The 25,275-nt window shown below is 31.5% G+C and carries 27 protein-coding genes; 26 read left to right on the top strand and 1 reads right to left on the bottom strand.

Features of this window, described 5'->3' with window-relative positions; translation table 11 throughout:
- Positions 1–10 precede the first annotated feature (10 nt).
- The 25 genes from pstB to CLRAG_RS20460 all read left to right on the top strand — a co-directional run bounded on the left by pstB (position 11) and on the right by CLRAG_RS20460 (position 24,382).
- Positions 11–760 carry a phosphate ABC transporter ATP-binding protein PstB gene (gene pstB / locus CLRAG_RS05590; protein WP_065077490.1) on the top strand — a complete coding sequence of 250 codons (750 nt, stop codon included), beginning with the start codon at positions 11–13 and terminating at the stop codon, positions 758–760.
- A 50-nt stretch (positions 761–810) separates the two neighbouring features.
- On the top strand, positions 811–1,467 hold the full coding sequence (gene phoU, locus CLRAG_RS05585) for a phosphate signaling complex protein PhoU (protein ID WP_065077489.1): 657 nt from the start codon (positions 811–813) through the stop codon (positions 1,465–1,467).
- A 283-nt stretch (positions 1,468–1,750) separates the two neighbouring features.
- Positions 1,751–2,374: a DUF47 domain-containing protein gene (locus tag CLRAG_RS05580; RefSeq protein ID WP_065077488.1), complete on the top strand. Its 624-nt coding sequence runs from the start codon at positions 1,751–1,753 to the stop codon at positions 2,372–2,374.
- On the top strand, positions 2,367–3,362 hold the full coding sequence (locus CLRAG_RS05575) for an inorganic phosphate transporter (RefSeq protein ID WP_065077487.1): 996 nt from the start codon (positions 2,367–2,369) through the stop codon (positions 3,360–3,362). Before CLRAG_RS05580 ends, CLRAG_RS05575 begins: the two co-directional genes overlap by 8 nt.
- Positions 3,363–3,539: 177 nt before the next feature.
- Positions 3,540–4,874 (top strand): DUF512 domain-containing protein, encoded by a 1,335-nt coding sequence (locus tag CLRAG_RS05570; protein WP_065077486.1) that lies wholly within the window; start codon positions 3,540–3,542, stop codon positions 4,872–4,874.
- A 3-nt stretch (positions 4,875–4,877) separates the two neighbouring features.
- Entirely contained in the window at positions 4,878–6,194 is a 1,317-nt protein-coding gene (gene der / locus CLRAG_RS05565) for a ribosome biogenesis GTPase Der (RefSeq protein WP_065077485.1), read from the top strand.
- A 2-nt stretch (positions 6,195–6,196) separates the two neighbouring features.
- Positions 6,197–7,195 carry an NAD(P)H-dependent glycerol-3-phosphate dehydrogenase gene (locus CLRAG_RS05560; protein ID WP_065077484.1) on the top strand — a complete coding sequence of 333 codons (999 nt, stop codon included), beginning with the start codon at positions 6,197–6,199 and terminating at the stop codon, positions 7,193–7,195.
- Between the two features lie 77 nt (positions 7,196–7,272).
- Positions 7,273–8,751, top strand: coding sequence for a stage IV sporulation protein A (spoIVA, locus tag CLRAG_RS05555; protein ID WP_065077483.1), 1,479 nt, complete (start codon positions 7,273–7,275; stop codon positions 8,749–8,751).
- 354 nt (positions 8,752–9,105) lie between these two features.
- A complete protein-coding gene (locus CLRAG_RS05550) occupies positions 9,106–9,984 on the top strand; it encodes a YicC/YloC family endoribonuclease (RefSeq protein ID WP_065077482.1) in 879 nt (292 codons plus the stop codon).
- Positions 9,985–9,999: 15 nt separating this feature from the next.
- Entirely contained in the window at positions 10,000–10,275 is a 276-nt protein-coding gene (remA, locus tag CLRAG_RS05545) for an extracellular matrix/biofilm regulator RemA (RefSeq protein ID WP_013237916.1), read from the top strand.
- Complete coding sequence (gene gmk, locus CLRAG_RS05540) at positions 10,275–10,892, top strand: guanylate kinase (protein ID WP_065077481.1); 618 nt, start codon at positions 10,275–10,277, stop codon at positions 10,890–10,892. Before remA ends, gmk begins: the two co-directional genes overlap by 1 nt.
- Positions 10,885–11,103, top strand: a complete 219-nt coding sequence (gene rpoZ / locus CLRAG_RS05535) for a DNA-directed RNA polymerase subunit omega (protein ID WP_013237918.1) — start codon at positions 10,885–10,887, stop codon at positions 11,101–11,103. Before gmk ends, rpoZ begins: the two co-directional genes overlap by 8 nt.
- Positions 11,103–12,293 (top strand): bifunctional phosphopantothenoylcysteine decarboxylase/phosphopantothenate--cysteine ligase CoaBC, encoded by a 1,191-nt coding sequence (gene coaBC, locus CLRAG_RS05530; protein WP_065077480.1) that lies wholly within the window; start codon positions 11,103–11,105, stop codon positions 12,291–12,293. Before rpoZ ends, coaBC begins: the two co-directional genes overlap by 1 nt.
- Before the next feature lie 92 nt (positions 12,294–12,385).
- Positions 12,386–14,587 (top strand): primosomal protein N', encoded by a 2,202-nt coding sequence (priA, locus tag CLRAG_RS05525; RefSeq protein ID WP_065077479.1) that lies wholly within the window; start codon positions 12,386–12,388, stop codon positions 14,585–14,587.
- Positions 14,588–14,692: 105 nt separating this feature from the next.
- Positions 14,693–15,154 (top strand): peptide deformylase, encoded by a 462-nt coding sequence (gene def / locus CLRAG_RS05520; protein ID WP_065077478.1) that lies wholly within the window; start codon positions 14,693–14,695, stop codon positions 15,152–15,154.
- Complete coding sequence (gene fmt, locus CLRAG_RS05515) at positions 15,151–16,083, top strand: methionyl-tRNA formyltransferase (RefSeq protein WP_065077477.1); 933 nt, start codon at positions 15,151–15,153, stop codon at positions 16,081–16,083. Before def ends, fmt begins: the two co-directional genes overlap by 4 nt.
- A 20-nt stretch (positions 16,084–16,103) precedes the next feature.
- Positions 16,104–16,784: a zinc metallopeptidase gene (locus CLRAG_RS05510; RefSeq protein WP_065077476.1), complete on the top strand. Its 681-nt coding sequence runs from the start codon at positions 16,104–16,106 to the stop codon at positions 16,782–16,784.
- Positions 16,785–16,872: 88 nt separating this feature from the next.
- On the top strand, positions 16,873–18,204 hold the full coding sequence (gene rsmB, locus CLRAG_RS05505; protein WP_065077475.1) for a 16S rRNA (cytosine(967)-C(5))-methyltransferase RsmB: 1,332 nt from the start codon (positions 16,873–16,875) through the stop codon (positions 18,202–18,204).
- Between the two features lie 9 nt (positions 18,205–18,213).
- Positions 18,214–19,251, top strand: a complete 1,038-nt coding sequence (gene rlmN / locus CLRAG_RS05500) for a dual-specificity RNA methyltransferase RlmN (protein ID WP_065077474.1) — start codon at positions 18,214–18,216, stop codon at positions 19,249–19,251.
- 14 nt (positions 19,252–19,265) lie between these two features.
- The gene (locus CLRAG_RS05495) at positions 19,266–19,985 is read left to right on the top strand and encodes a Stp1/IreP family PP2C-type Ser/Thr phosphatase (protein WP_065077473.1); all 720 of its coding nucleotides are present in this window, start codon (positions 19,266–19,268) and stop codon (positions 19,983–19,985) included.
- On the top strand, positions 19,982–21,889 hold the full coding sequence (pknB, locus tag CLRAG_RS05490; protein WP_065077472.1) for a Stk1 family PASTA domain-containing Ser/Thr kinase: 1,908 nt from the start codon (positions 19,982–19,984) through the stop codon (positions 21,887–21,889). Before CLRAG_RS05495 ends, pknB begins: the two co-directional genes overlap by 4 nt.
- Before the next feature lie 9 nt (positions 21,890–21,898).
- Positions 21,899–22,762: a ribosome small subunit-dependent GTPase A gene (gene rsgA, locus CLRAG_RS05485; protein ID WP_065077471.1), complete on the top strand. Its 864-nt coding sequence runs from the start codon at positions 21,899–21,901 to the stop codon at positions 22,760–22,762.
- A 40-nt stretch (positions 22,763–22,802) separates the two neighbouring features.
- Complete coding sequence (gene rpe / locus CLRAG_RS05480) at positions 22,803–23,453, top strand: ribulose-phosphate 3-epimerase (RefSeq protein WP_065077470.1); 651 nt, start codon at positions 22,803–22,805, stop codon at positions 23,451–23,453.
- 1 nt (position 23,454) lies between these two features.
- Positions 23,455–24,090: a thiamine diphosphokinase gene (locus CLRAG_RS05475; RefSeq protein WP_065077469.1), complete on the top strand. Its 636-nt coding sequence runs from the start codon at positions 23,455–23,457 to the stop codon at positions 24,088–24,090.
- A 118-nt stretch (positions 24,091–24,208) separates the two neighbouring features.
- Positions 24,209–24,382, top strand: a complete 174-nt coding sequence (locus CLRAG_RS20460) for a hypothetical protein (RefSeq protein WP_154104942.1) — start codon at positions 24,209–24,211, stop codon at positions 24,380–24,382.
- Positions 24,383–24,517: 135 nt separating this feature from the next.
- Here CLRAG_RS20460 and rpmB read toward each other — a convergent pair whose 3' ends face one another.
- Positions 24,518–24,709 (bottom strand): 50S ribosomal protein L28, encoded by a 192-nt coding sequence (gene rpmB, locus CLRAG_RS05470; protein WP_013237932.1) that lies wholly within the window; start codon positions 24,707–24,709, stop codon positions 24,518–24,520.
- Positions 24,710–24,911: 202 nt separating this feature from the next.
- Between rpmB and CLRAG_RS05465 the strand changes: the two genes are divergently transcribed.
- Positions 24,912–25,262, top strand: a complete 351-nt coding sequence (locus CLRAG_RS05465; RefSeq protein WP_065077468.1) for an Asp23/Gls24 family envelope stress response protein — start codon at positions 24,912–24,914, stop codon at positions 25,260–25,262.
- The last annotated feature ends 13 nt before the right edge of the window (positions 25,263–25,275 follow it).

Below are 25,275 nucleotides of genomic sequence, written 5' to 3'. Positions count from 1 at the left end.
AGGAAAGTTGATGGATATAATATATACTAAAGATCTTGATTTGTATTATGGGTCTACTCAGGCTCTTAAAAAAGTAAGTTTGAATGTAGAAAAAAACTCTGTTACAGCATTAATAGGACCTTCCGGATGTGGAAAATCTACGTTTTTGAGAACTTTAAATAGAATGAATGACTTAATAGATTCAGTCAAGATAGAGGGAAAAGTGTTTTTTGAAGACAAGGACATATATAAGGATTATGATGTAATAGATTTGAGAAAAAGAGTTGGAATGGTATTTCAAAGCCCTAATCCATTTCCTATGTCAATATATGACAATGTATCATATGGACCTAGAATACATGGTATAAAGGACAAAAGTAAATTGGATGAATTAGTTGAAAATAGTTTAAAAGGGGCAGCCATTTGGGATGAAATTAAAGATAGGTTAAATAAAAGTGCACTAGGGCTTTCTGGTGGTCAGCAGCAAAGATTGTGTATAGCAAGAACTCTTGCAGTAGAACCAGAGGTGCTTCTTATGGATGAACCTACTTCTGCATTAGATCCTATATCTACATTAAAAATAGAAGAATTAATGGATGTATTAAAGAAAAAATATACTATAATAATAGTTACGCATAATATGCAACAAGCTGGTAGAATATCAGATTATACTGCTTTTTTCCTAAATGGAGAAGTTATAGAAGCACAAAAAACAGAAAATATTTTTTATAAACCTAAAGATAAAAGAACAGAGGATTATATTACAGGAAGATTTGGCTAAACTATAATTTTAAAATAAAAGTATATATTATATTTAAGAGAGGTGATATTGTGCCGAGAAGTAAATTTGATTATGAATTATCGGAAATGCATAATGATGTACTTAGGATGGGAAGTGTAGTTGAAAAGCAAATTCATCAATGTATAGAAGCTTTAGTTAATCAAGATGTAAAGATTGCAAAACAAACTATAAAAAATGACGATTTAGTAGATGATTTGCAGAAAGAAATAGAAAATAAGTGTATAAGATTGACAGCAAGAGAACAACCTATTGCTACGGATTTGAGGATAATATTTACTACATCTAAATTAGTAACTGACCTGGAAAGAATAGCTGATCATGCTGTAGACATAGCGAAAGTTACATTGAGACTGGAAAGTGAAAAGTATGAAAGAAAGCTTATATATATACCTCAAATGGCTGAGATAATAAATAAGATGATAAAGAGGGCATTAGATGCTTATGTGGACAGAAACGTGGAAGAAGCGTATGAAGTTTGCAAAATGGATGATGAGGTAGATAAATTATATAAAAGTGTATTTAAAGAAATGCTGGAATTGATGAATAAAGATAAAAGCAAGATAAATCAATTTGCCCAATTGTTATTTGTATGCAAATATTTAGAAAGAATAGCAGATCACGTAACTAATATATGTGAAGAGGCCATATATTTAGTTACAGGAGAACAAAAAGATTTAAATGAATAAATATATTTAGCAGTGCACTTAGGAAACTAGGTGCATTTATTTTGCAAAATATTAGCCTTTGGTGTAAATTAAGCTATCAGTAAATTCTTGTAGAATTTTTAATTATTTTTAATTTTTAATGTCATGTAATATATTAAAATGGTATAGTTCATGCATTTAGTTAGCATATTAATCGTATATTCGCATATAATATAGAGGTTAATTTTGTATTTAATTTTAGTTAATTATATGTTATACTTTATAAGGTCGAAAATATATATTTTCAATAATAGGGAGGGATATAATGTTTGCTTTTACTCCAAAAGAAGACAAATTCTATGAGTTCTTTGTGCAAACTGCAAATATTGCCTATACAGAAGCAAAATTGTTGTTAGATTTTTTAAATAACTTGGAAAATTCAGAAGAAAATTTAAAAAAATTAAAAGAGGTGGAACATGAAGGAGATAAAAAACAGCATGAGATATTGGAACAGCTAAATAAGACATTTATTACCCCAATTGATAGGGAAGATATATATGCAATAGCAAACGACATGGATAATATTATTGATTATATGGAATCTACAGCTAGTAGATTTGTTATGTTTAATGTAAATGAATGCACGGAAGATGCTATTTCATTAAGCAAAATGATAGTTCAGTGTTGCAAGGAACTTATCATTATAATGGAAGAATTAAAAAATATGAAGACAAGTAAACAGTTATCAAAGAAAATAATAGAAGTAAATAGGATAGAAGAAGAGGGAGATGTAGTTTCAAGAAAAGCTATTGGTGATATATTTAGAAAAGACATAGAAGTTATAGATGTTATAAAATGGAGAGAAATATATCAATATCTTGAGGATACTTTAGATGCTTGTGAGGATTTAGCTAATGTTATTGAAGGAGTAGTAATGAAAAATGCCTAGTACTTTAGTAATAACTATTTTAATAGTTGTAATTGCAGTTATATTTGATGTTATTAATGGTTTTCATGATAGTGCTAATGCTATAGCCTGTGCTGTATCTACAAGGTCTTTATCTTTAAGGCAGGCTGTTGTAATTTCTGCAGTTTTAAATTTTGCAGGTGCTTTTTTAAGCGTTTCAGTCGCGGAAACTGTGGGAAAAGGTATAGTTGATCCTAATAACATAACTCAGGAAGTAATTATAGCAGCCCTCATTGGAGCTATAATATGGAACTTAATAACTTGGTATTTCGGAATACCTAGTAGTTCTTCCCATGCCCTTGTAGGAGGAATAGTAGGATCAGCAATTATATATAAGGGTACATTTCTAATTGTCAATTGGTCAACTCTTTTTTGGAAAGTTATTTTGTGGCTCATATTGTCGCCAGTAATAGGATTTATAGTGGGATTTATTATTATGAATATAATAAAAGCATTTCTAGTAAATACGAGGCCTTCTACTGTAACAAAGATATTTTCAAAAGCTGAAATCTTTTCTACCATGTTTTTAGCTTTAAATCATGGTGAAAATGATGCTCAAAAAACTATGGGGGTTATAACTATGACTCTTGTAAGTGCTGGGTTTATAAAAGAATTTTCAGTACCTACATGGGTAAAAATAACCTGTGCACTTGCTATGGCATGTGGAACTGCAATGGGAGGAAAAAGGATAATTAAAACCATGGGTTCTAAAATGGCTAAAATAGTGCCTGTAAATGGTTTTGCAGCGGAAATGGGGTCTTCTGCGGTAATACTAACGGCTACTATGTTTCAGGCACCTGTTAGCACAACTCATATAATAAATTCAGCTATAATGGGAGTTGGTTCAGCTAAAAGACTTTCAGCAGTTAGGTGGTCTGTAGTTAAAGATATAGTTATAACCTGGGTATTTACCATACCAAGTTGTGCTGTTATTTCAGGAATTATATTGTTTTTAATAAATTTACTATAATTTTAACAAAATCTCTTCTATTAATTTAGGGAGATTTTTTATTTAAAAAGTTTAATAATTGACTAAATATGCATATTAGGTTATATTCTAAATGTATGTTAAAGTATCTAGAGTTCAATATTGTAACCCAATAGATTAAAAGTGTCATATCATAAATTTTATTCGGGAGTTGTATAAATGGGAAATAAAATAAAAGCAATTAAATTTGAAAGCATTGCTGAGGAAATGGGAATAGAAAAGGGAGATTGTCTTTTATCTATTAATGGAGAGAAAGTCAAGGATATTATAGATTATAAATTTTTGATAAGCGATGAGTATATTAAAGTTGAAATAGAAAAGCAAAGTGGAGAAGTGTGGGATTTAGAGATAGAAAAGGAATATGATGAAGAACTGGGATTGGAATTTGAGGAACCTATTATTGATAAACCTAAAAGTTGCCATAATAAATGCATATTTTGTTTTATAGATCAGATGCCAAAAGGAATGAGAGATACCCTTTATTTTAAAGATGATGACTCAAGATTGGCATTCCTTCAAGGAAACTTTGTGACACTTACTAATATGAATGATGAGGACATAGATAGAATAATTAAATATAGGATAAGTCCTATAAATGTATCTGTACATACTACTAATCCAGATCTTAGAATTAAAATGATAAATAACAAATTTGCTGGCAATATATATACATTATTAAAAAGACTTACCCAAAATGGTATAAAAATAAATTGTCAGATAGTATTATGTCCGGGTATAAATGATGGAGCAGAATTTAAAAGAACTGTAGAGGATTTGTATAGATTATATCCTGGAGTCACAAATGCGGCAGTAGTTCCTGTGGGAATTACAAAGTACAGGCAGAACCTTTTTAAATTATCTAGATACGATAAAAATTCTGCATCTAACCAATTAAAGATTGCAGAAGAATTGCAGCGTAAATATATAGAAGAAATAGGAGTTCCTTTTGTAAGATTATCTGATGAATTTTATCTTGTTTCTGAAACTGAGATTCCAAACTCTGATTTTTATGAAAATTACAGCCAGTTGGAAGATGGTGTGGGCATGGTAAGACTTTTTAGGGATAATATCTCAAGTCATCTTAAAAGTTTAAATAAAGGTGCACGAGGGTCGTTTACATTTTTAACTGGGGAGTTAGCCTATAATGAAATAAAAGATGCAGCAGAAAAAATAATGGAAAACAGTCCAGATATAATAATTGATGTAAAAAAAATAATAAATAATTTTTTTGGCCATACTATAACTGTGTCTGGGCTTATTACGGCAAGAGATATAATGGAACAATTAGAATATAAGACATTAGGAAAAAACATAGTAATACCAGAATGTATGCTTAGAAAAGGATATGAACTTTCAAATTCAGATAAAAGGGTGTTTTTAGATGATATAACTTTAGATGAATTAGAAAAAACTTTAAGTAGAAACATACTGGTATGTGATTATACAGGAAATGATTTAATACAGATTATAAATGAAAACAGTGAGGTGGAATAACTAATGGGAAAACCAATAGTTGCTATAGTAGGAAGGCCTAATGTAGGTAAGTCTACGTTATTTAACAAATTAGCAGGAAAGAGAATATCTATAGTGGAAGATACACCTGGAGTTACAAGAGACAGGGTGTATGCTGAAGCAGAATGGTTAAAATACAATTTTACCATAATTGATACAGGTGGAATTGAACCTGAAAGCACTGATGTAATAATTTCTCAAATGAGAAGGCAGGCTCAGGTAGCAGTAGAAACTGCAGATACAATAATATTTATAGTAGATGGAAAAGAAGGAGTTACTGCAGCAGATAGAGAAGTAGCCCAAATGCTTAGAAAAAGTAAAAAACCGGTTGTACTTGTTGTGAATAAAATAGATAATATAAATCAAAATGATTATGTTTACGAATTTTATAACTTAGGTATAGGAGAACCTATGGCTATATCTGCATCACAGGCATTAGGACTTGGAGATATGCTGGATAAAGTAGTGGAAAACTTTAAAGATGATGAAGATGATGATATAGACAGTGAGTATATAAAAATAGCTTTTATAGGAAAGCCAAATGTAGGAAAATCATCTCTTATAAATAAATTATTAGGGGAAGAAAGAGTTATTGTAAGTGATATTCCTGGAACCACAAGGGATGCTATAGATAGTTACCTGGAAACGGACTATGGTAAGCTTTTACTTATAGATACTGCAGGTCTTAGAAAAAAGAGTAAGGTTAAAGAGGAAATAGAGAGATATAGTGTAATAAGAACTTACACTGCAATAGAGAGGGCAGATGTGTGTGTGCTTATATTGGATGCAGTTCACAGTATAAGTGAGCAGGATGAAAAGATAATAGGCTATGCTCATGAATTAAGTAAATCTATTATGGTTATAATTAACAAATGGGACTTAATAGATAAGGATACAAAAACAGTTAACAAATATAAGACGGAAATAGGAACAAGTCTTTCTTTTATGCCATATGCTCCTTATTTATTTATATCTGCAAAAACAGGACAGAGAGTAAATAAGGTTTTACAACTTATAAAAGAATGTTATGATAATTATTGTAAGAAGATAAAAACAGGAGTGTTAAATGACATAATAAGTAAAGCAGTTATGATGAAAGAACCTCCTGTTATATTGGGTAAGAGATTAAAAATTTACTATGTAACTCAAATAGGAAATAAACCTCCTACTTTTGTATTTTTCGTAAATGACCCTAGCTGTGTTCATTTTTCTTATAGAAGGTATATCGAAAATCAATTGAGAGATAACTTCGACTTTACGGGAACAGGGATAAAGTTAGAGTTTAGGGAAAGGAAGGAATAATTGTGTATTCATCTGTATCTTTTTTGGGAGGGGGAAGTTTTGGAACGGCCCTCTCAGTTATACTTGCAAAAAAAGGTGTAAAGGTAAACTTGTGGGATAGAAATGAAAGTATAGTTGAAGATATAAATGTAAAGAAAGAAAATATAAGGTATTTGCACGGCGTAGTTATTCCACAAGATGTAAAGGCATCTAATGATGCAAAGGATGTAATTGAAAAAGGAGAAGTCTTGGTGTTGTCAGTGCCATCCCAGGCAGTAAGAGAGGTTTTGATAAATTTTAAAAACTTTATAAGGGAAGATCAAATAATTGTAAACATAGCTAAAGGTATAGAAGAAAAAAGTGGAAAGAGGCTTTCTAAAGTTATACAGGAAGAATTACCTTTAAATAAGGTAGTGGTACTTTCAGGACCAAGCCATGCGGAAGAAGTTGCTAGAGATATACCAACTACAGTAGCTGTATCTTCAGAAAATATGGAATATGCGAAAAAAATTCAAGATTTGTTTATGACAAATAAGTTTAGGATATATACAAATGAAGACATTATAGGAGTGGAAATTGGGGGAGCAGTTAAAAATGTAATTGCACTTGCCTGTGGAATTTCAGATGGTATAGGTTATGGCGATAATTCAAAGGCAGCTCTCATGACTAGGGGAATTGCTGAGATAGTAAGGATTGGTGAAAAATTAGGAGGCAGAAGGGAAACCTTCTCGGGACTTACAGGTATAGGTGATCTTATAGTTACTTGCACAAGTGTTCATAGTAGAAATCGAAGGGCAGGTATACTTATAGGACAGGGAATTCCTGTAAATAAAGCAGTAGAAGAAGTAGGAATGGTAGTAGAAGGTATAAAAGCTTGCAGAGCTTTTTATGAATTAAAAGAAAAATTAAATGTGCAGATGCCTATAACGGAGGCACTTTACAGTATATTGTTTCAAGGAAAAGAGCCTAAGTATACCGTATATGAGCTTATGACCAGAGCAAAAAAGGATGAAGTGCATTAATCAATAATATTAGTAATAAAATATGCCCTATAAAAATATATATATACTGATAATATTAGATTATTGGAGGGTATATTTTGGAAAATTTTGATATATACAAAGATATTGCAGACAGAACTCAGGGGGATATATATGTAGGTGTTGTGGGACCTGTAAGAACTGGAAAATCAACTTTTATAAAGAGATTTATGGAAATAATGGTTCTTCCTAACATAGACAATTCCTATAAAAAACAGAGAGCTAAAGATGAGCTTCCACAAAGCTCCTCAGGAAAATCTATTCACACTACAGAACCTAAATTTGTACCAAATGAGGCTATAGAGATAAATTTAAACGAAGGAACTAAATTTAAAGTTAGAATGGTAGATTGTGTTGGGTATATAGTTAAAAGTGCAGCTGGATATATGGAAGGTGAAGAGGCTAAAATGGTTACTACTCCATGGTATGACTATGAAATTCCTTTTGAAGAAGCAGCTGAAATAGGAACAAAAAAAGTAATAAACGAACATTCTACCATAGGACTTTTGGTTACTACAGATGGTTCTATAACGGATATAGAGAGAGGAGATTACGTTGAAGCAGAGGAAAGAGTGGTTAATGAACTAAAATCCATCAATAAACCATTTATAATGGTGTTAAATTCTCAGCATCCTTTTGATCCTGATACGGTAGCCTTGAAAAAAGAGTTAGAAGGTAAATATGATGTGCCTGTCCAAACTATGGATGTACTTAATATGAAAGAGGACGACATAACAAATGTATTTCAAAGAGTACTTAAAGAATTCCCTATTAAAGAGATAAATATTGATATGCCGGAATGGATAGAAAAAATGGATCCGTCACATTGGTTGAAGTTAGATTTTATAGGCCTAGTAAAAGATATGTGTAGTAATATATACAAGGTTAGAGATATAACAAAGTCACTAGAAAGTTTTAAAGATGTAGAATTTATTGGAGAATCTATGGTAAAAGAAATAAATATGGGAGAAGGTACTGCCAGAATTGATTTAACACCTAGAAAAGACCTTTATTATAAAATATTAAGTGAGGTCTGTGAGAAAAAAATCGAAGGTGAAAGTGACTTATTAAACATAGTAAAAGAAATGCACAGTGCAAAAGTGGAGTATGATAAGATAGCAGGTGCATTAAAGGAAGTAAAGGAAACAGGTTATGGACTAGTTGCTCCACAACTTTCTGAAATGAAATTAGAAGAGCCTGAAATTGTAAAGCAGGGAAATAGATTTGGAGTAAAATTAAAGGCAAGTGCACCTTCACTCCACTTTATTAGAGCAGATATTGAAACCGAGATTTCTCCTATTATGGGTACAGAAAGAGAAAGCGAAGAGATGGTTAAATCTCTTTTGGAGCAATTTGAAAGCGACCCATCTAAAATATGGCAGAGCAATATGTTTGGAAAATCTCTAGAGATATTAGTGAAAGAGGGATTACAAAACAAGCTTTATAAAATGCCAGAAGATATTCAAATTAAAATACAAAAAACACTTCAAAAAATCATAAATGAAGGTAACGGCGGATTAATATGCATTTTACTTTAATGTTTCATCATGGGGTTTACTTTACTTAAAAGTATCTATAATGGCGTAAATTTTAACATCTGTGCTTTTAAAATTTAGGGTTTTAGATGATTTTGATATTGTCTAGAGTCCTAAATTTTTGAGTATAATTTAAAATGATATATATAGCTCAAAATAAATTTTATTGAACATTCTTCCAGGTTTGTTTGTTGGAGATATTTTATGGTATAATCATTTTAAATCTTGCTTTTAAACTTAGGTTTATGATAGATCAATTGAAATTAAAGTACTCGTAAATTTTTCTTGAAATTGCTATTAATATGTATGTATAATAAAATGTGGATTGATGAGGCTTCATGGAAGGATGAAATTATAATGATTAAAAGTATGACTGGTTTTGGAAGAGGCACTATAGAAAGTGAAAAACAAAGTTTTATAGTGGAAATAAAAAGTGTAAATCATAGATACTGTGATTTAAATATTAAAATGCCAAAAAGTCTTATGCCTCTGGAAGACAGAATGAGAAAAATTGTTCAGCAAAAAATAAACAGAGGTAAAGTAGATGTTTTTATAACTCAAATGAATTTTGAAGATCAGTCTACAAAGGCTGTATTAAATGAAGGTTTAGCTAATAGCTATGTAGAATGTTTAAATGTTATTAAGGAAAAATACAATATAAAAGACAATATATCTCTTTCACTTATTGCTAAATTTCCAGAAATTATAACTGTAAAAAAAGACGATGCTGATCTTGAAAATATATGGAAGTATTTATTAAGTGCTTTTAATGATGCATTACAAATGCTAGTGGGTATGAGAGAAAAAGAAGGGGAGAAACTAGAAAAAAATATACTTGAAAAATGCAGTTCTATTCAAACTTTACTAAATACTATAGAAAATAAATCTTTTCAAGTAGTAAAGGAATATAAAGAAAAGCTTTCAGAAAGGTTGAAGGATTTGCTGGATAAATATCCAGTAGATGAGAATAGAGTTGCAATGGAAATAGCACTATTTGCAGATAAATCTTGTATTGATGAAGAAATTGTAAGGTTAAATAGCCATATAGTACAATTTAAAGAAACCTTAACATTGAAGGAACCTGTAGGAAGAAAACTTGATTTTATATTACAGGAAATGAATAGAGAGGCAAATACAATTGCTTCTAAATCAACAAATTTGGATATAACTAAAGTTACATTGAATATAAAAAACGAAATAGAAAAAATAAGAGAGCAAATACAAAACGTGGAGTAAGATAGGAGGAAATGTATGGGTATAAAATTAATAAACATAGGATTTGGAAATATTGTTTCAGCAAATAGATTGGTGGCTATAGTAAGTCCAGAATCCGCTCCCATAAAGAGAATAATTCAGGAAGCAAGAGATAGAGGAATGCTTATAGATGCTACTTATGGAAGAAGAACAAGAGCTGTTATAATAACAGATAGTGATCATGTGATACTTTCAGCAGTTCAACCTGAAACTGTAGCACATAGATTGTCTTCCAAAGATGGTGAAGATGATATTGGTGAGGTTGAGGAATAATGTCAAGAAAAGGATTGCTAATTGTCATATCAGGACCTTCTGGAACTGGGAAAGGTACAGTTTGCAAGGCATTACTGAAAAAAAATGATTTTTGGATTTCTACTTCAGCTACTACTAGGTCTCCAAGAAAAGGGGAGGTAGATGGAGTAAATTATTATTTTTTGACTGAGGAGACTTTTAAGGATAAAATAAAAAATAAGGATTTTCTAGAGTATGCCAAAGTTTATGAAAACTATTATGGTACACCTAAGTCTCAAGTTTTGAAAGCCATAGATGAAGGAAAAGATGTAGTGCTTGAAATTGATATTCAGGGAGCCTTAAAGGTAAAAGAAAGCTATCCAGAAGGAGTGTTTATATTTATACTTCCACCTTCAATGAAGGAACTTAAAAATAGGATTGTAGGTAGGGGAAGTGAAACACCTGAGTCCTTGAATCTAAGATTTAAGTCAGCTTATAAGGAAATAAATTATGTTTCAAAATATAATTATGCAGTTATAAATGATACTGTAGACAATGCAGTGGAAAATATAGAGAGCATAATTACAGCTGAAAAATGTAGAGTAGACAGAATTAAAGATGAAATATTAAATTCTAAGGAGGGTATTTTATATGAATAATTCAATGATAAATCCATCTATTGTGGATTTACTTAAAAAGGTAGATAATAGGTATACTTTAGTTACTATAACAGCTAAAAGGGCAAGACAACTAATCCAGGATTCGGAACCACTTGTAGATGTGGATTCAACTAAACCAGTTACTATAGCTATTAATGAAATAGATCAAGATTTGATTACCTATGAAACTGTAAAAGAGGGAATTAAATAATGGTAAATGGCAAGAAAACAGTTGTCATAGGGGTAACTGGTGGAATAGCAGCTTATAAAGCACTGGATGTTATAAGTAAGTTGAAAAAAAAGGATTTTGATATAGATGTAATAATGACAAAGTCTGCTGCAAAATTTGTTACTCCCCTTACTTTCCAGACTTTAAGTCAAAATATAGTGCACACTGATATGTTTGAAGAACCACGAGCTTTTGAAATACAGCATATTTCTCTTGCAAAGAAAGCAGATTTGGTAGCAATAGTTCCTGCTACGGCTAATATAATAGGAAAGGTTTCAAATGGAGTAGCAGATGATCTTCTAACTACAACTATTATGGCAACTAAGGCTCCTGTAATTTTTGCCCCTGCCATGAATACAAATATGTATTCCAATCCAATTCTGCAGGATAATATAAACAAACTTATGAAATTTGGATATGAATTCATAAAGCCAGCTGTGGGAAGATTGGCATGTGGCGATAGTGGTGAAGGAAAACTTCCAGATGCTGATTTTATAGCTCAGGTGATTGAAAGTATGCTTTATGGCATTAAGGACTTACGTGGAAAAAAGGTTCTTGTAACTGCAGGTCCTACTATAGCAGATATAGACCCAGTAAGATATATAACAAATAGGTCTTCAGGAAAAATGGGTTATTCCATAGCTGAAGAGGCTAGGGACAGAGGTGCAGATGTAACTTTGATATCTGGACCTACAAAGCTAAGTATTCCATTTGGAATTAATTTTATAAATGTAAGGACAAATGCACAGATGTTAAAGGCTGTGCTTGATAATTTTCAAGGACAAGATATAGTAATAAAAGCTGCTGCAGTATCCGATTATAAAGCAAAAAATTATTCAAAGAGGAAGATAAAGAAAAGTGAAGATGAATTTTCATTAGATTTTATTAGTGATGTGGATATATTGAAGGAGCTTGGAAAATTAAAGAAAAACCAAATTCTAGTTGGATTTGCTGCTGAAAGCAATGATCTTTTGGAGAATGCTTCAAAGAAGCTCGAGAAAAAGAATCTTGACTATATAGTTGCCAATAATATAACGGCATCTGATTCAGGATTTGCTTCAGATGACAACAGGGTAACAATACTATCAAGGGATGGAAAAAAGGTAGATTTAAATAAGATGAGTAAGAGAGAAGTTGCTCGAAATTTATTCAATATACTATCCCAAAGGTAATTTGATTTATCTAAAATATCGGTTTAAATGTTTGAGAGGGGTTTAAATTTAAAATACCTCTCTTATTTAATGTTTATATAAAGGGTGATTTAGTGTATACATATGCAGGTATAATTGTAAACAATAGTTCTGTAAAATTAGATAAAATTTTTACCTATAAAATACCAGACAAGTTAAGTGGAAAAATTAGTATAGGTTCTAGAGTAAAAATACCTTTTGGTATGGGAAACAATAAATTAGATGGATTTGTAGTTAGATTGTATGAAGATGATATAGAAAATAGGAAGATTAAAGAAATAAGTGATATATGTGAAGAATTTCCGCTTTTTACAAAGGAAGATCTGATTCTTATAGAAAAAATGAGAGAAGTATACTTGTGTACATATCTAGAATGTATAAAGGTATTTATTCCAAGGGGAATATTTAAAGGAATGAAAAAGAAAAAGGAAAACCTGATTCATATTGGTAAAGATTTAGAAGGAAACTTTAATAAGGAACCCTACATAGATATATATAAAGTAGTAAAAGAAAACAATGGAGTATACACTAAGAATTATATAAGCAAAAATTATAAATTATCCCTATCATCTATAAATACTATGATAAAACATGGATTCCTTGTGATTAGTGAGAAAACTGTAGATAGGTATGATGTAAGACAATATAATACGTATTCTAGAAAAGTACTGAATAGTGAGCAGCAGTATGCAGTAGACAATATAATAAACTCAGATAAAAACATATTTTTGATTCATGGAGTAACAGGTAGTGGTAAAACTGAGATTTACATGCATCTTGTTGAAAAGGCTATGGATAAAGGCAAAGAATCTATAATACTGGTGCCGGAAATTGCACTTACTCCACAGATGGTTGAAAGATTTAAAGGAAGATTCGGAAAAAATATAAGTGTATTTCATAGCAAGTTATCAGATGGGGAAAGATATGATGAATGGATGAGGGTAAAGCTTGGTAAGGTGAAAGTTGCAATTGGTGCAAGATCTGCGGTATTCCTTCCATTTAATAACTTAGGACTTATAATAATAGACGAAGAACATGAGTGGAGCTACAAATCAGATAGTAATCCAAAGTATAATGCTAGAGAAATTGGACAGATGAAATGTAAACAATACAATTGTAAAATGATACTTGGTTCAGCCACACCTTCTATAGAAACGTATTATAAATGTAAGACTGGTGAAATTGAACTTATAGATATAAAAAACAGGGCAGATGGTGCACTTATGCCAGAAGTTGAAATTGTAGACATGAGACAGGAACTTATAAATAACAATAAATCTATATTCAGTAGGGAACTTTATCAATATATTTGTAATAGACTTTCAAAGGGCGAACAGATAATATTGTTTTTAAATAGGAGAGGCTATTCCACTTTTGTTTCTTGCAGAAAATGTGGTTATGTATTTAAATGCAATAATTGTGATATATCCTATACTTATCACCAGAATCAAAGAAAACTCGTTTGTCATTATTGCGGAAGCAAGATAGAAGTACCTAAAGTTTGTCCTAAATGTGGTAGTAAATATGTTAAATATTTTGGTGTGGGAACAGAAAAGGTGGAAAACCAGATAAAAGCTTATTTTCCTAAAGCAAGAACACTTAGAATGGATTTTGATACTACAAGAAGTAAAAATTCTTATGAAAATATCTATAATACTTTTAAACAGGGAAAAGCAGACATACTTATAGGGACTCAAATGGTAGCAAAAGGTTTGGATTTTAAAAATGTAACCTTAGTAGGTGTAGTGGCTGCAGACTTATCCCTTAATTTGCCGGACTTTAAATCTACAGAGAGGACATATGAACTTATAACCCAAGTTTCAGGAAGAGCAGGTAGAGGAGAAAAGCCTGGAAAAGTAATTATTCAAACCTATAATCCTGAAAATTACAGCATAAGATATGCAGCTAAAAATGATTACAGTAGTTTTTATAGGGAAGAAATTGGAATAAGGGAAAATATGAGTTATCCCCCATTTGCAGATATACTTCTTATAAATATGAATAGTAAAAATGAAAATGTATTAATAAAAAATATACAAAATGTTGGTATATTCTTAAAAAAATTTCTTGAAAAAGATGATAAAATTAAAATATTAGGACCATGTCCCTGTCAAATATCTAAAATAAAGGAATTGTATAGGTGGCAGATAATATTAAAAGGAAAAATAACCATAAATATTGCACAAAATGTTAAAAAAGTAGTTTATGATTTATTGAAAGATGTTTATAATGATATAAGAGTTAGTATAGATAGAAATCCTAACAGTATGTTGTAAGATATATTAATTTAGATGCAATTATAAAGATAAAACAGGGAGGAGTTGAATAAGCCGTAAAAAATCTATCAATATATATTAGATTTCATTGAAACGGCGAATAATATGGCTTTGAGAAATGTCAGAAAATATGGAGATAGTATATTAAGAAAAAAAAGTAGGAAAGTAGAGGAAATAAATGAAAGAATCCATGTACTGTTAGATGACATGGAGGAAACCCTTTATGAAGAAGATGGTGTAGGACTTGCAGCACCACAAGTGGGTGTTTTAAAGAGAGTTATAGTTATAGATGTTGGAGAAGGAATTTTAAAGCTAGTGAATCCAGAAATTACATATTCTGAGGGTAAAGCCGTAGATATAGAAGGATGCCTGAGTATACCAGGAAGTGAAGGAGAGGTTGAAAGGCCAAAGAAAGTAAAGGTAAAAGCATTAAATGAGAAAGGTGAAGAGATTATAATAGAAGGTGAGGATCTGCTTGCCAGAGCACTTTGCCATGAAATAGACCATTTAAATGGCATACTCTTCATAGATAAAATCATAAAAAAAGGTGAGGTAACGAAGCAATGAATATAGTTTTTATGGGAACACCTGAATTTTCAGTGCCATCTTTAAAAAGACTAATAGAGGAATTTAATGTTGAAGCTGTATTTACTCAACCGGATAAGCCAAAGGGGAGAGGTAAAAAGCTATCTTTTTCCGAAGTTAAAGAAGAGGCTCTTAAACACGATATTCCAATATACCAACCTCTTAAGTTAAAAGATGATGCAGAGGCAATTTCTGCTTTAACGAAAATAAGGCCAGATTTCATAGTGGTGGTTGCCTATGGACAGATACTTACAAAACAAGTGCTGGATATACCTAAGTATGGATGCATAAATCTTCATGCTTCGCTTTTACCTAAATATAGGGGGGCAGCACCTATAAATTGGTGCATTATAAATGGAGAAAGTGAAAGTGGAAATACTACTATGTTTATGGATGCAGGGCTTGATACAGGAGATATGCTTTTAAGCAGCAGTGTTAAAATCGCAGACAATATGACAGCGGGTGAACTCCACGATGTGCTTATGGAAGATGGAGCAGAGCTATTGGTGAAAACATTAAAGGGACTGGAAAAAGGCGATATTGTAAGAAAAAAGCAGGGAGAAACTACAACTGAATATGCTGGAATGTTGAGCAAGAGTATGGCAAAGATAGATTGGAATTTAAACTGCAAAAATATAAAAAACATTGTGAGAGGTTTAAATCCATGGCCTATTGCATATACTCAATATAAGAATGATAATATGAAGATATATGAGGCAGAATGCTTAAATGAAAGTTATGATAAAGAACCAGGATGTATAATAGATGTGTCTAAAGAGGGTATTAAAGTTGCCTGTGGTAGTGGCACTATACTCATAAAGAAAATACAATTTCCTGGAAGAAAACCTATGAATGTAAGTGAATATATAAAGGGACATTCTATAGAAAAAAACATTGTATTAAAAAAGTAATTTGTGGAGGTGGTTAACCTATGTTTTTCTTTGACAGCAGTTTTATTATACTTATTCCTGCGATTTTAATAGCAGTTTGGGCGCAGTATAAAGTATCGGCCACTTTTAATAAATATTCAAGATATAGAAGTCAAAATGGATATACAGGTGCCCAGGTAGCCAGAATGCTATTAGATGGTAGTGGTTTATATGATGTACCAGTAGAATTAATACCAGGAAAACTCAGTGATCACTATGATCCTTCAAAAAGAGTTATGAGACTTTCAGAAGAAGTTTATTATGGAAATTCTGTGGCGTCAATAGGAGTTGCAGCTCATGAAACAGGGCACGCAATTCAGCACAAAAACGGGTATGTACCACTTATTATAAGAAACTCTATTGTACCGGCAGTTAACTTTGGTTCTAGTGCATCCTGGATACTATTTTTAGCAGGAATTATTTTAGGAATTAAGGGACTTGTGAATATAGGTATAATTTTATTTACTTTAGTAGTTTTGTTTCAGATAATAACTCTTCCAGTAGAATTCAATGCGTCAAGTAGAGCATTGAAAATATTAGAGAGAAGAAATATATTATATTCTGATGAGTTAGTTGGAGCTAGATCTGTTTTAAGTGCTGCTGCAATGACTTATGTAGCTGCAGCATTAACGGCTATAGCTAACTTATTAAGACTTATATATATAAGTAGGGACAGAGATTAAAAATATATATTTTAGGCATTTTGAAGAAAATAGGCTAGCATACTGACTGGTTATTTCTTTTAAAATGCCTTAAGTTAGAGGTAAAAAGATGAATGGAGCAAGAAGTACAGCTGTAGAAATACTTAATGAAGTATTGGGAAATAATGCATATTCTAATAAAATTTTAAATACGTATTTAAATAAGAATAATTTAAACAAAAAGGATAGGGGTTTAGTTACTGAAATAGTATATGGTACTTTAAAATATATGTATACTATTGACACTATACTAGGTGATTTTATAAAAAGCAATTTAAAGAAGATGAATATAGATATAGTAAATATACTGAGAATTTCTATATATCAACTCAGATATTTAGATAAAATACCTGAATTTGCAGTAGTGAATGAAGCTGTAGAACTTTCAAAAAAAAAGTCAAAGGGGCTCTCAAAATTAGTCAATGGAGTCCTAAGAAATTACTTAAGAAATAAGGATAATTTGCACTGTGAACATAAGGACAAAAAAATAGATAACCTGTGTTTTAAATATTCCTTTCCAAGATGGATGACTTTGCTTTTTATTCATCAATATGGAGAAGTTGTAGGTGAGAGTATATTACAAGCACTTAATTACGTACCTAAAGTTACAGTTAGGGTTAATGGATTAAAAATTGATTATAAAAGTGTTTGGGATGAACTTTTAAAAAATGGATATGACATAGAAAAAGGTGAAATATGTAAGGAAGCTGTAGTAATAAATAGAGGCAGCAATATAGAGAAAAATCCACTTTTTAAAAAAGGATATATAACAGCACAGGATGAAAGTGCCATGCTTGTAGCACATATTGTAGAACCAAAAGAAAATATGACCGTACTTGATATGTGCAGTGCACCTGGAGGAAAGTCCTGTCATATGGCAGAACTTATGAAAAATACAGGAGTGATATATGCCTATGATTTACATGAGAATAAATTAAGATTTGTAGAAGAAAATGCAAATAGAATGGATATTAAAAACATAAGGTGTAATAAGTTAGATGCGGAAAAATATGTAGAACAGTTTGAAGCTACAGCAGATAGAGTGCTAATAGATGTGCCATGTTCAGGACTAGGAATAGTAAGAAAAAAACCTGAAATTAAATGGAATAAAAGTAGGAAGTCTTTAAATAGCCTTATAAATGTGCAGAGAAAAATCATGTTAAATGCTTCAAGATATGTAAAAGATGGTGGAAAACTTATATATTCTACTTGTACCTTAAATAAAAGTGAAAATGAAGATAACATAAATTGGTTTATTAGAGAAAATCCCCAGTATAAACTAGAAAAAATTTATTGTGGTGATTTTGACAACATAATTTATCATAAAGAGGGATATATAACTATATTGCCCGATGATAATATGGATGGATTTTTTATTGCAAAAATGATAAAACATAGGTAGGTGCAATATATGGATAATATTCTTGACTTTGATATGGAAGAATTGAAAAGTTGGATGAATGACAATTGTGAAAGTGAATTCAGAGCAAAACAGATAATGGACTGGATATATAAAAATGGTCAATGCGATTTTGACAATATGACCAATATACCTAAGAAGTTACTAGAAAAGTTAAAAACAAATTTTTACATAGGTACTACTGAATTAGTTAAAAAATGTGAGTCAAAATTTAAAGATACTTTTAAATTTTTATATGAATATAAAGATGGAAATATGGTGGAAACTGTAGTTATGAAATATAAACATGGTAATTCCATATGTATTTCAACTCAAGTAGGATGTAGAATGGGATGTAAGTTTTGTGCATCTACAATAGATGGAATGGTTAGGAACTTGACAGCAGGAGAAATGTTAGGCCAAATTTTAAAATCCCAGAATGAAGTAGGAGAGAGAATATCCAATATAGTTCTTATGGGAAGTGGGGAACCCCTAGATAATTATGAAAATGTGTTAAAATTTTTAAAAATAGTAAATTCTGAATACAGTTTCAACATAGGCCAGAGACATATAACTTTGTCAACTTGTGGCATAGTACCTAAGATAAAGAATTTAGCAGATAGGGACCTTCAAATAACTTTGGCTATATCACTGCATGCTCCAAATGATGTTATGAGAAAAAAAATAATGCCTATTGCAAATAAATATTCCATAAAAGATATAATAGATGCATGTAAGTATTATATAGAGAAGACGGGTAGAAGGGTATCTTTTGAATACGCTTTGGTAAGTGGAGTAAATGACAGTTTAGAATGTTGTGATGAATTAACTGAACTTATAAGTGGATTATTGTGCCATGTTAATTTAATACCAGTCAATGAAGTTAAGGAAAATAACTTAAAAAAATCTTCTTCTGATGATGTAAAGAAATTTTACCATAGGTTGATTAAGAATAAAATAGAGACTACTATAAGAAGAGAAATGGGTTCAGACATAGACGCTGCTTGCGGACAATTGAGGAGAAGTTATTTAGAATCGAAAAAGTTATAGAGAGGGTGTAGAAAATGGTGGGGATCTTATCAGATGTAGGTAAGGTAAGAAAGCTAAATGAAGATTTTGTAGATTTCTATAATGGTAAAAATTTTAACTTATATGTAATAGCAGATGGAATGGGTGGACACAATGCAGGAGAGGTAGCTAGCAAAATTGCTGTGGAAACAACCATTTCTTACATGAAATCAAATGAAACATCAAATATGGAGGAAGACTTATTAAAAGCTGTAAGTGTAGCAAATGATAAAATTTATGAACTTTCTATTAGCCACAGTCAATTTGGTGGAATGGGGACAACTATAACAGTCTGCCTTGTAAAAGATAAAGATATGATAGTAGCAAATGTAGGGGATAGTAGTTGCTATGTTGTAAAATATGATGGTATAACAAAAGTGACTAAAGATCACTCTTTAGTACAACAACTGGTGGATGAAGGTAGTATAACTGAAGAAGAAGCTGCAATTCATCCTAATAAAAATATAATAACAAGAGCGCTTGGAACTAATAAGTCTGTAAAAGTAGATATATTTAAAGTAAATTTAGAAGATGTAAATAGGGTAATAATGTGCACTGACGGGCTATCTAATGGAGTAAATATGAACGAAATGTATGATATAATAATGAATAACAATAACGAAGATGCTTGCAAGCAGCTAATAGAACTAAGTAAACTTAGAGGTGGAAAGGATAATATATCAGTTATTGTATTTGAAGGAGAGTGTAAAAAATGATAGGGACTATGCTAGGGAATAGATATGAGTTGCTTGAAAAAATAGGAGAGGGAGGTATGGCTATTGTTTATAGAGCCAAAGACCACCTCTTGAGCAGAAACGTAGCTGTTAAAATTCTCAAAGAAGAATTTTCAAGTGACGGAGAATTTGTAGAGAAATTTAAAAGGGAAGCAGCAGCAGCAGCAAGTCTTTCAGATAATAATATAGTGAACATATATGATGTAGGTACACAGAAGGATATAAACTACATAGTAATGGAATGTGTTATTGGAAAGACTTTAAAACAAGTAATAAAAGAAGACAAGAAAATACCTCCTGCAAGGGCAGTAGAAGTAGCTATTCAAATAGCTAAAGCTTTGAAATGTGCCCATAAGAATAATATTATACATAGAGATATAAAACCTCATAATATTCTTGTGACAGAAGATGGTATAGTAAAAGTAACGGACTTTGGTATAGCCAAAGCCTCGGATTCAGTTACAATAACTAATTCTAATAAGATAATGGGTTCTGCACACTACTTTTCCCCAGAACAAGCAAAAGGAAGCTTTGTAGACTTTAGAACAGATATTTACTCCCTTGGCATAGTTATGTATGAAATGGTTACAGGACGTGTTCCCTATGATGCAGAAAGTCCTGTGTCGATAGCACTAAAACATATACAAGAACCTGTAGTTCCACCAAATCAGTTAAATGAAAATATACCAGATAGTTTAAATAGACTTATTCTGAAAGCTGTGGAGAAAGAGCCTATAAGAAGATATCAGACGATGGAAGATATGTTAGTGGACTTGAAAAAGATAGAAAATAATGAAAAAATCAATTTGGAAGATGATGACTTAAGTGGTGATATGACTAGGATAATGGATCCTGTAGATGTAAATAATGCTTATAAAAATGAGGACGATTATGATGAAGAAGTAGAGCCAGCAAGAAGACCAGTTAAATTAAACTTGGATCCTAAAAAGAAAAAAAGAATATTGACAACTGCAATAGGTGTTCTTGTAGTTGTAATAGGTATAATTTCAGGCTATATTTGGTATAACAAGGTATATAGCAGCGGAGACATAACTGTGCCGAGTATTGTAGGCATGAAACAGGATGATGCCAAACAGTTAGTAGAAAGCAAAAAGCTTAATTTTGTAGTAGGAGGCAAAGAAAAAAGTGACAAACCAGAAGGAACAGTAATAGAATGTTTTCCTAAATCAGGAACAAAGGTAAAAGCAAACTCAGATGTAAGGGTAATTATAAGCACTGGATCTGATTCACTGACTGTTCCAAATTTAGTTGGAGTAGATTTTGCAACTGCAAAGGATATTATATCAAATAGTGGACTCACTTTAGGAACAGTATCTTATAGGCACAGTGAGGATGTAGCAGAAGGAGACGTTATAAGCCAAGATCCTACAGCAGATAGCAAAGCTCAAAATGGTACAAAAGTAAATCTTGTGGTAAGCAAGGGAGCAGATGCAAAATATGTAACGGTACCAGATGTTTCAGGCAAAAACATAGAAGAAGCAGCTTCTATAATGGCAGGTTCAGGACTTAAGGTTTCTAAAAATCCAGTAGTTACTTCAGATAAATCTCAGAGTGGAGTTGTAACAAGTCAAAGCATAGGAGGATCACAGCAAGTTAAAGAAGGCACTACGGTAAGCTTAACTTATTATGAATATAAAGAAACTCAAAATGATCAAAGCAGTAATTTAGGGAATCAAAGTGGAGGAAAAAACACTGGAAGTAACGGACAAAGTAAGGATGTAAGCGGAACAGGCAGCGGAAGCGGGTCTAGCGGAAGTAAATCCGATAGTGGAAGCGGCACAGGTAGTTCTTCTTCTGATGGAGGTACAGGAAGCAGCGGAAATACAAGTACGGGTGGTACAGGAAATTCAGATAAAACAAATTAGGAGGAATTTATGCAGGGAACTATAGTTAAGGGTATAGGAGGATTTTATTATATAAAAACAGATAATGGGATAATTGAATGTAAAGCAAGGGGAAGGTTTAGGCATAATTCACTTTCCCCTATGGTAGGAGATAAAGTGGATATTGCACTAGAAAAAGAGCAGGGAGTTATTAATAAAATCTATCCTAGAAAAACTAAATTGAAGAGACCTGCTGTAGCTAATGTAACCCAGGCACTGGTAGTTTTTGCATTTACCCGTCCTGAAATAAATGAAGATTTATTGAATAGATTTCTTATAAGCTGTGAATTGAATAATTTGAAAATAGTAGTTTGCTTTAATAAGCTGGATTTAGCAGAAGAAAAGGAAAAATCCGATATAGCTAATACTATGAAAAAAATAGGCTATGACGTAATATTTTTAACGGCAAAAGAGAATTGCGGAATTGATAAAATTAAAGAAAAGCTTAAAGGAAATATTACGGTACTGTGTGGTCCATCGGGAGTTGGAAAATCTACTATTTTAAATGCCATTTCAGGAAAAGAGATTATGGAAACGGGTGAGATAAGTCAAAAATTGAAGAGAGGAAAACACACTACAAGACACAGTGAGTTAATAGAATTAGAAGAAGGGCTTATAGTGGATACTCCGGGATTTTCCTCTCTAGATATATCTGATATATCAGAGGAAAAACTTCAATATTGTTTTCCAGAGTTTACTGACCTTATAGGTCAGTGTAGATTTACGGGATGTTTCCATTATAAAGAACCAAATTGTGCCATTAAAGCTTCTGTCGAAGATGGCAAAATAGATAGAAAAAGATATGAGTTTTATATTAAGGTTTTAAATGAAATTATAAGTAAAAAAAAGTATTGAGCTGCTCATATAGCAGTATAAATTAAGGAGAGAGAAACATATGATAAGAATAGCACCTTCAATATTATCTGCAGATTTTTCAAAATTAGGGGAAGATATAAAAAGTCTGGACAAATATGGGGCTGATTTAATTCATATAGACGTAATGGATGGAAATTTTGTACCCAATATATCTTTTGGAGTACCTATTATTAAAAGTATAAGGCCGCTCACCAAGCTACCTTTTGATGTTCATTTGATGATAGAGGAACCTTCAAAATATGTGGAGGATTTTGTAAAAGCAGGAGCAGATATTATAACAGTTCATTTCGAAGCGGATAGGCATATAGATAGAACTATAAATTATATAAAAAGTTTTGGAGTAAAAGTTGCAATTGCATTAAACCCAGCTACCTTAGTAGATAATATAAAGTATTTAATACCTTATTTAGACATGGTTCTCATAATGTCTGTAAATCCAGGATTTGGAGGACAAAAATATATAGAGTATTGTTCTGATAAACTCAAGTACATAAAAGAATTAAGCAATAAATGTAATAAAAATTTAATGATAGAGGTAGACGGTGGTGTTTCAAAGGGCAATATAGCAAAAATAGTAGATAGCGGTGCTAATGTAATAGTAGCGGGTTCTGCTGTATTTAAGGGTGGAAATATAGAAGAAAACATAAGATTATTAAGAGGGGAAATTTAAAATGAAAGCAATTATAGTATCTGGGGGCAGTGCTCCATCTAGAAAATTAATTGAAGAGGAAATTGATGAAGATTCTATTTTGATTTGTGCAGATGGAGGGGCAAATTGTCTCTATGAGTATAAAATTATACCGGATTATTTAATTGGAGATTTTGATTCTATAGACAAGGATGTTTTAACGTTTTTTAAAAGTAAAGAATGTTCTATAGATACATATCCTAGGGCTAAGGATTTTACGGATACTGAAATTGCAGTAGAAAAGTCCCTGGCGTTAAAGGCAGACAAGATAGTAATGCTTGGGTGTACTGGAACCAGGGTGGATCATGTTTTAGCTAACTTAGGTATGCTTTTAAAATGTAGCCGCAGTGGAGTGAAGGCATATATAAAGGATGAACATAATACTATTGAGTTATTATGCAAGACAACGACAATAAAAGGATATCCTGGCGAAACATTTTCCCTTCATGCCTACTGTAATGTAGTCAAAAATCTAAATATAATAGGCGCTAGATATAAGTTAAGTAATTATGATTTGGCTTTAGGTGATGCAAGGACAGTATCTAATGAATTTATTCAAGAGGAAGCACGTATAGTATTTGATAGCGGTATGCTTTTGTGCATGCACAGCAAGGATTGAACAGATAATAAGACAAACTTCTAATGGTATAGATTTAAAGCTTGCAATTATAAAAAGTAGTAACGATATGAAGATATTATGCATATAATAGTATAAAGCAATTTTAAGGGATAATAGCGTGAAAAAGAAAAGCTGTATTAGAAGAAGAACAAAGAAAAAAATAGGATTGATAGCTTTATCTATAGGTGTTGGATTTTTAATGACAGTTATTATCCCAATATGGGGCTGGATAATAGCTGCAGGTATGGGACTAATTTATTGTGGATGGTATTTAATAAGTTATCATAAATAAGGGGGTAGTTTAATGAAAATTATTGCATTTAAGCTTCCAGGAGTTCTATCTGCGATTATAAAGTTTTTTACTAAAAAAAAATAAGTACTTAAAGACAAAAATGCAATTGTATATAAACAACTGCATTTTTATTTTTTATATAGCACGTTGAACCTTTCCTGAACGAAGGCATCTTGAACAAACATGTATAGTTTTTGGTGTTCCATTAACTATAGCTTTAACTTTTCTTACGTTTGGAGTCCAAGTCCTTTTAGATTGACGGTGGGAGTGGCTGTATTGTACTCCAAATACTACACCTTTTCCACATATTTCACACTTCTTTGACATTAAAAACACCTCCTTATGAGTCCTCTAAAATTCAAACACCACTTATTTTATCACAGAAGGCATAATAAGTGCAAGTAAATAGTAAAATTTAAGTAAATGTCCTTTTTCATAGAGTTAATATTTCCTTGAATAAATGTTTTATTTAATATAAAATATGTTTATGGTATTATAGAATACAATACTTTAGTAAGGAGGTTTTTGTATGATAGCTAGTATTGCCGAAGAAAATGGGTATATTGACTATTCGGAAGAAGTAGTTGCAAACATAGTTGGGTTATCAACTATGGAATGTTATGGAGTAGTGGGTATGGCTTCCAAAAACGCAAAAGATGGCTTTTGGGAATTAATAAAAGGTGGAAGCTTTAATAAAGGAGTAAGGGTTCGTTCTCAAAATAACGAACTTATAATAGAGTTATATATAATAGTGGAATATGGAACAAAAATATCAGTGATTTCAAATAGTATAATACAGAGGATAAAGTATAATGTAGAAAACTACACAGGACTCAAAGTATCAACGATTACAGTAAATGTTCAAGGTGTTAGAGTCTAGGGAGGTAATTCGT

This window comes from Clostridium ragsdalei P11, assembly GCF_001675165.1.
Classification (GTDB): Bacteria; Bacillota; Clostridia; order Clostridiales; family Clostridiaceae; genus Clostridium_B; species Clostridium_B ragsdalei.
This window is presented reverse-complemented; position numbering and strand designations above follow the sequence as displayed.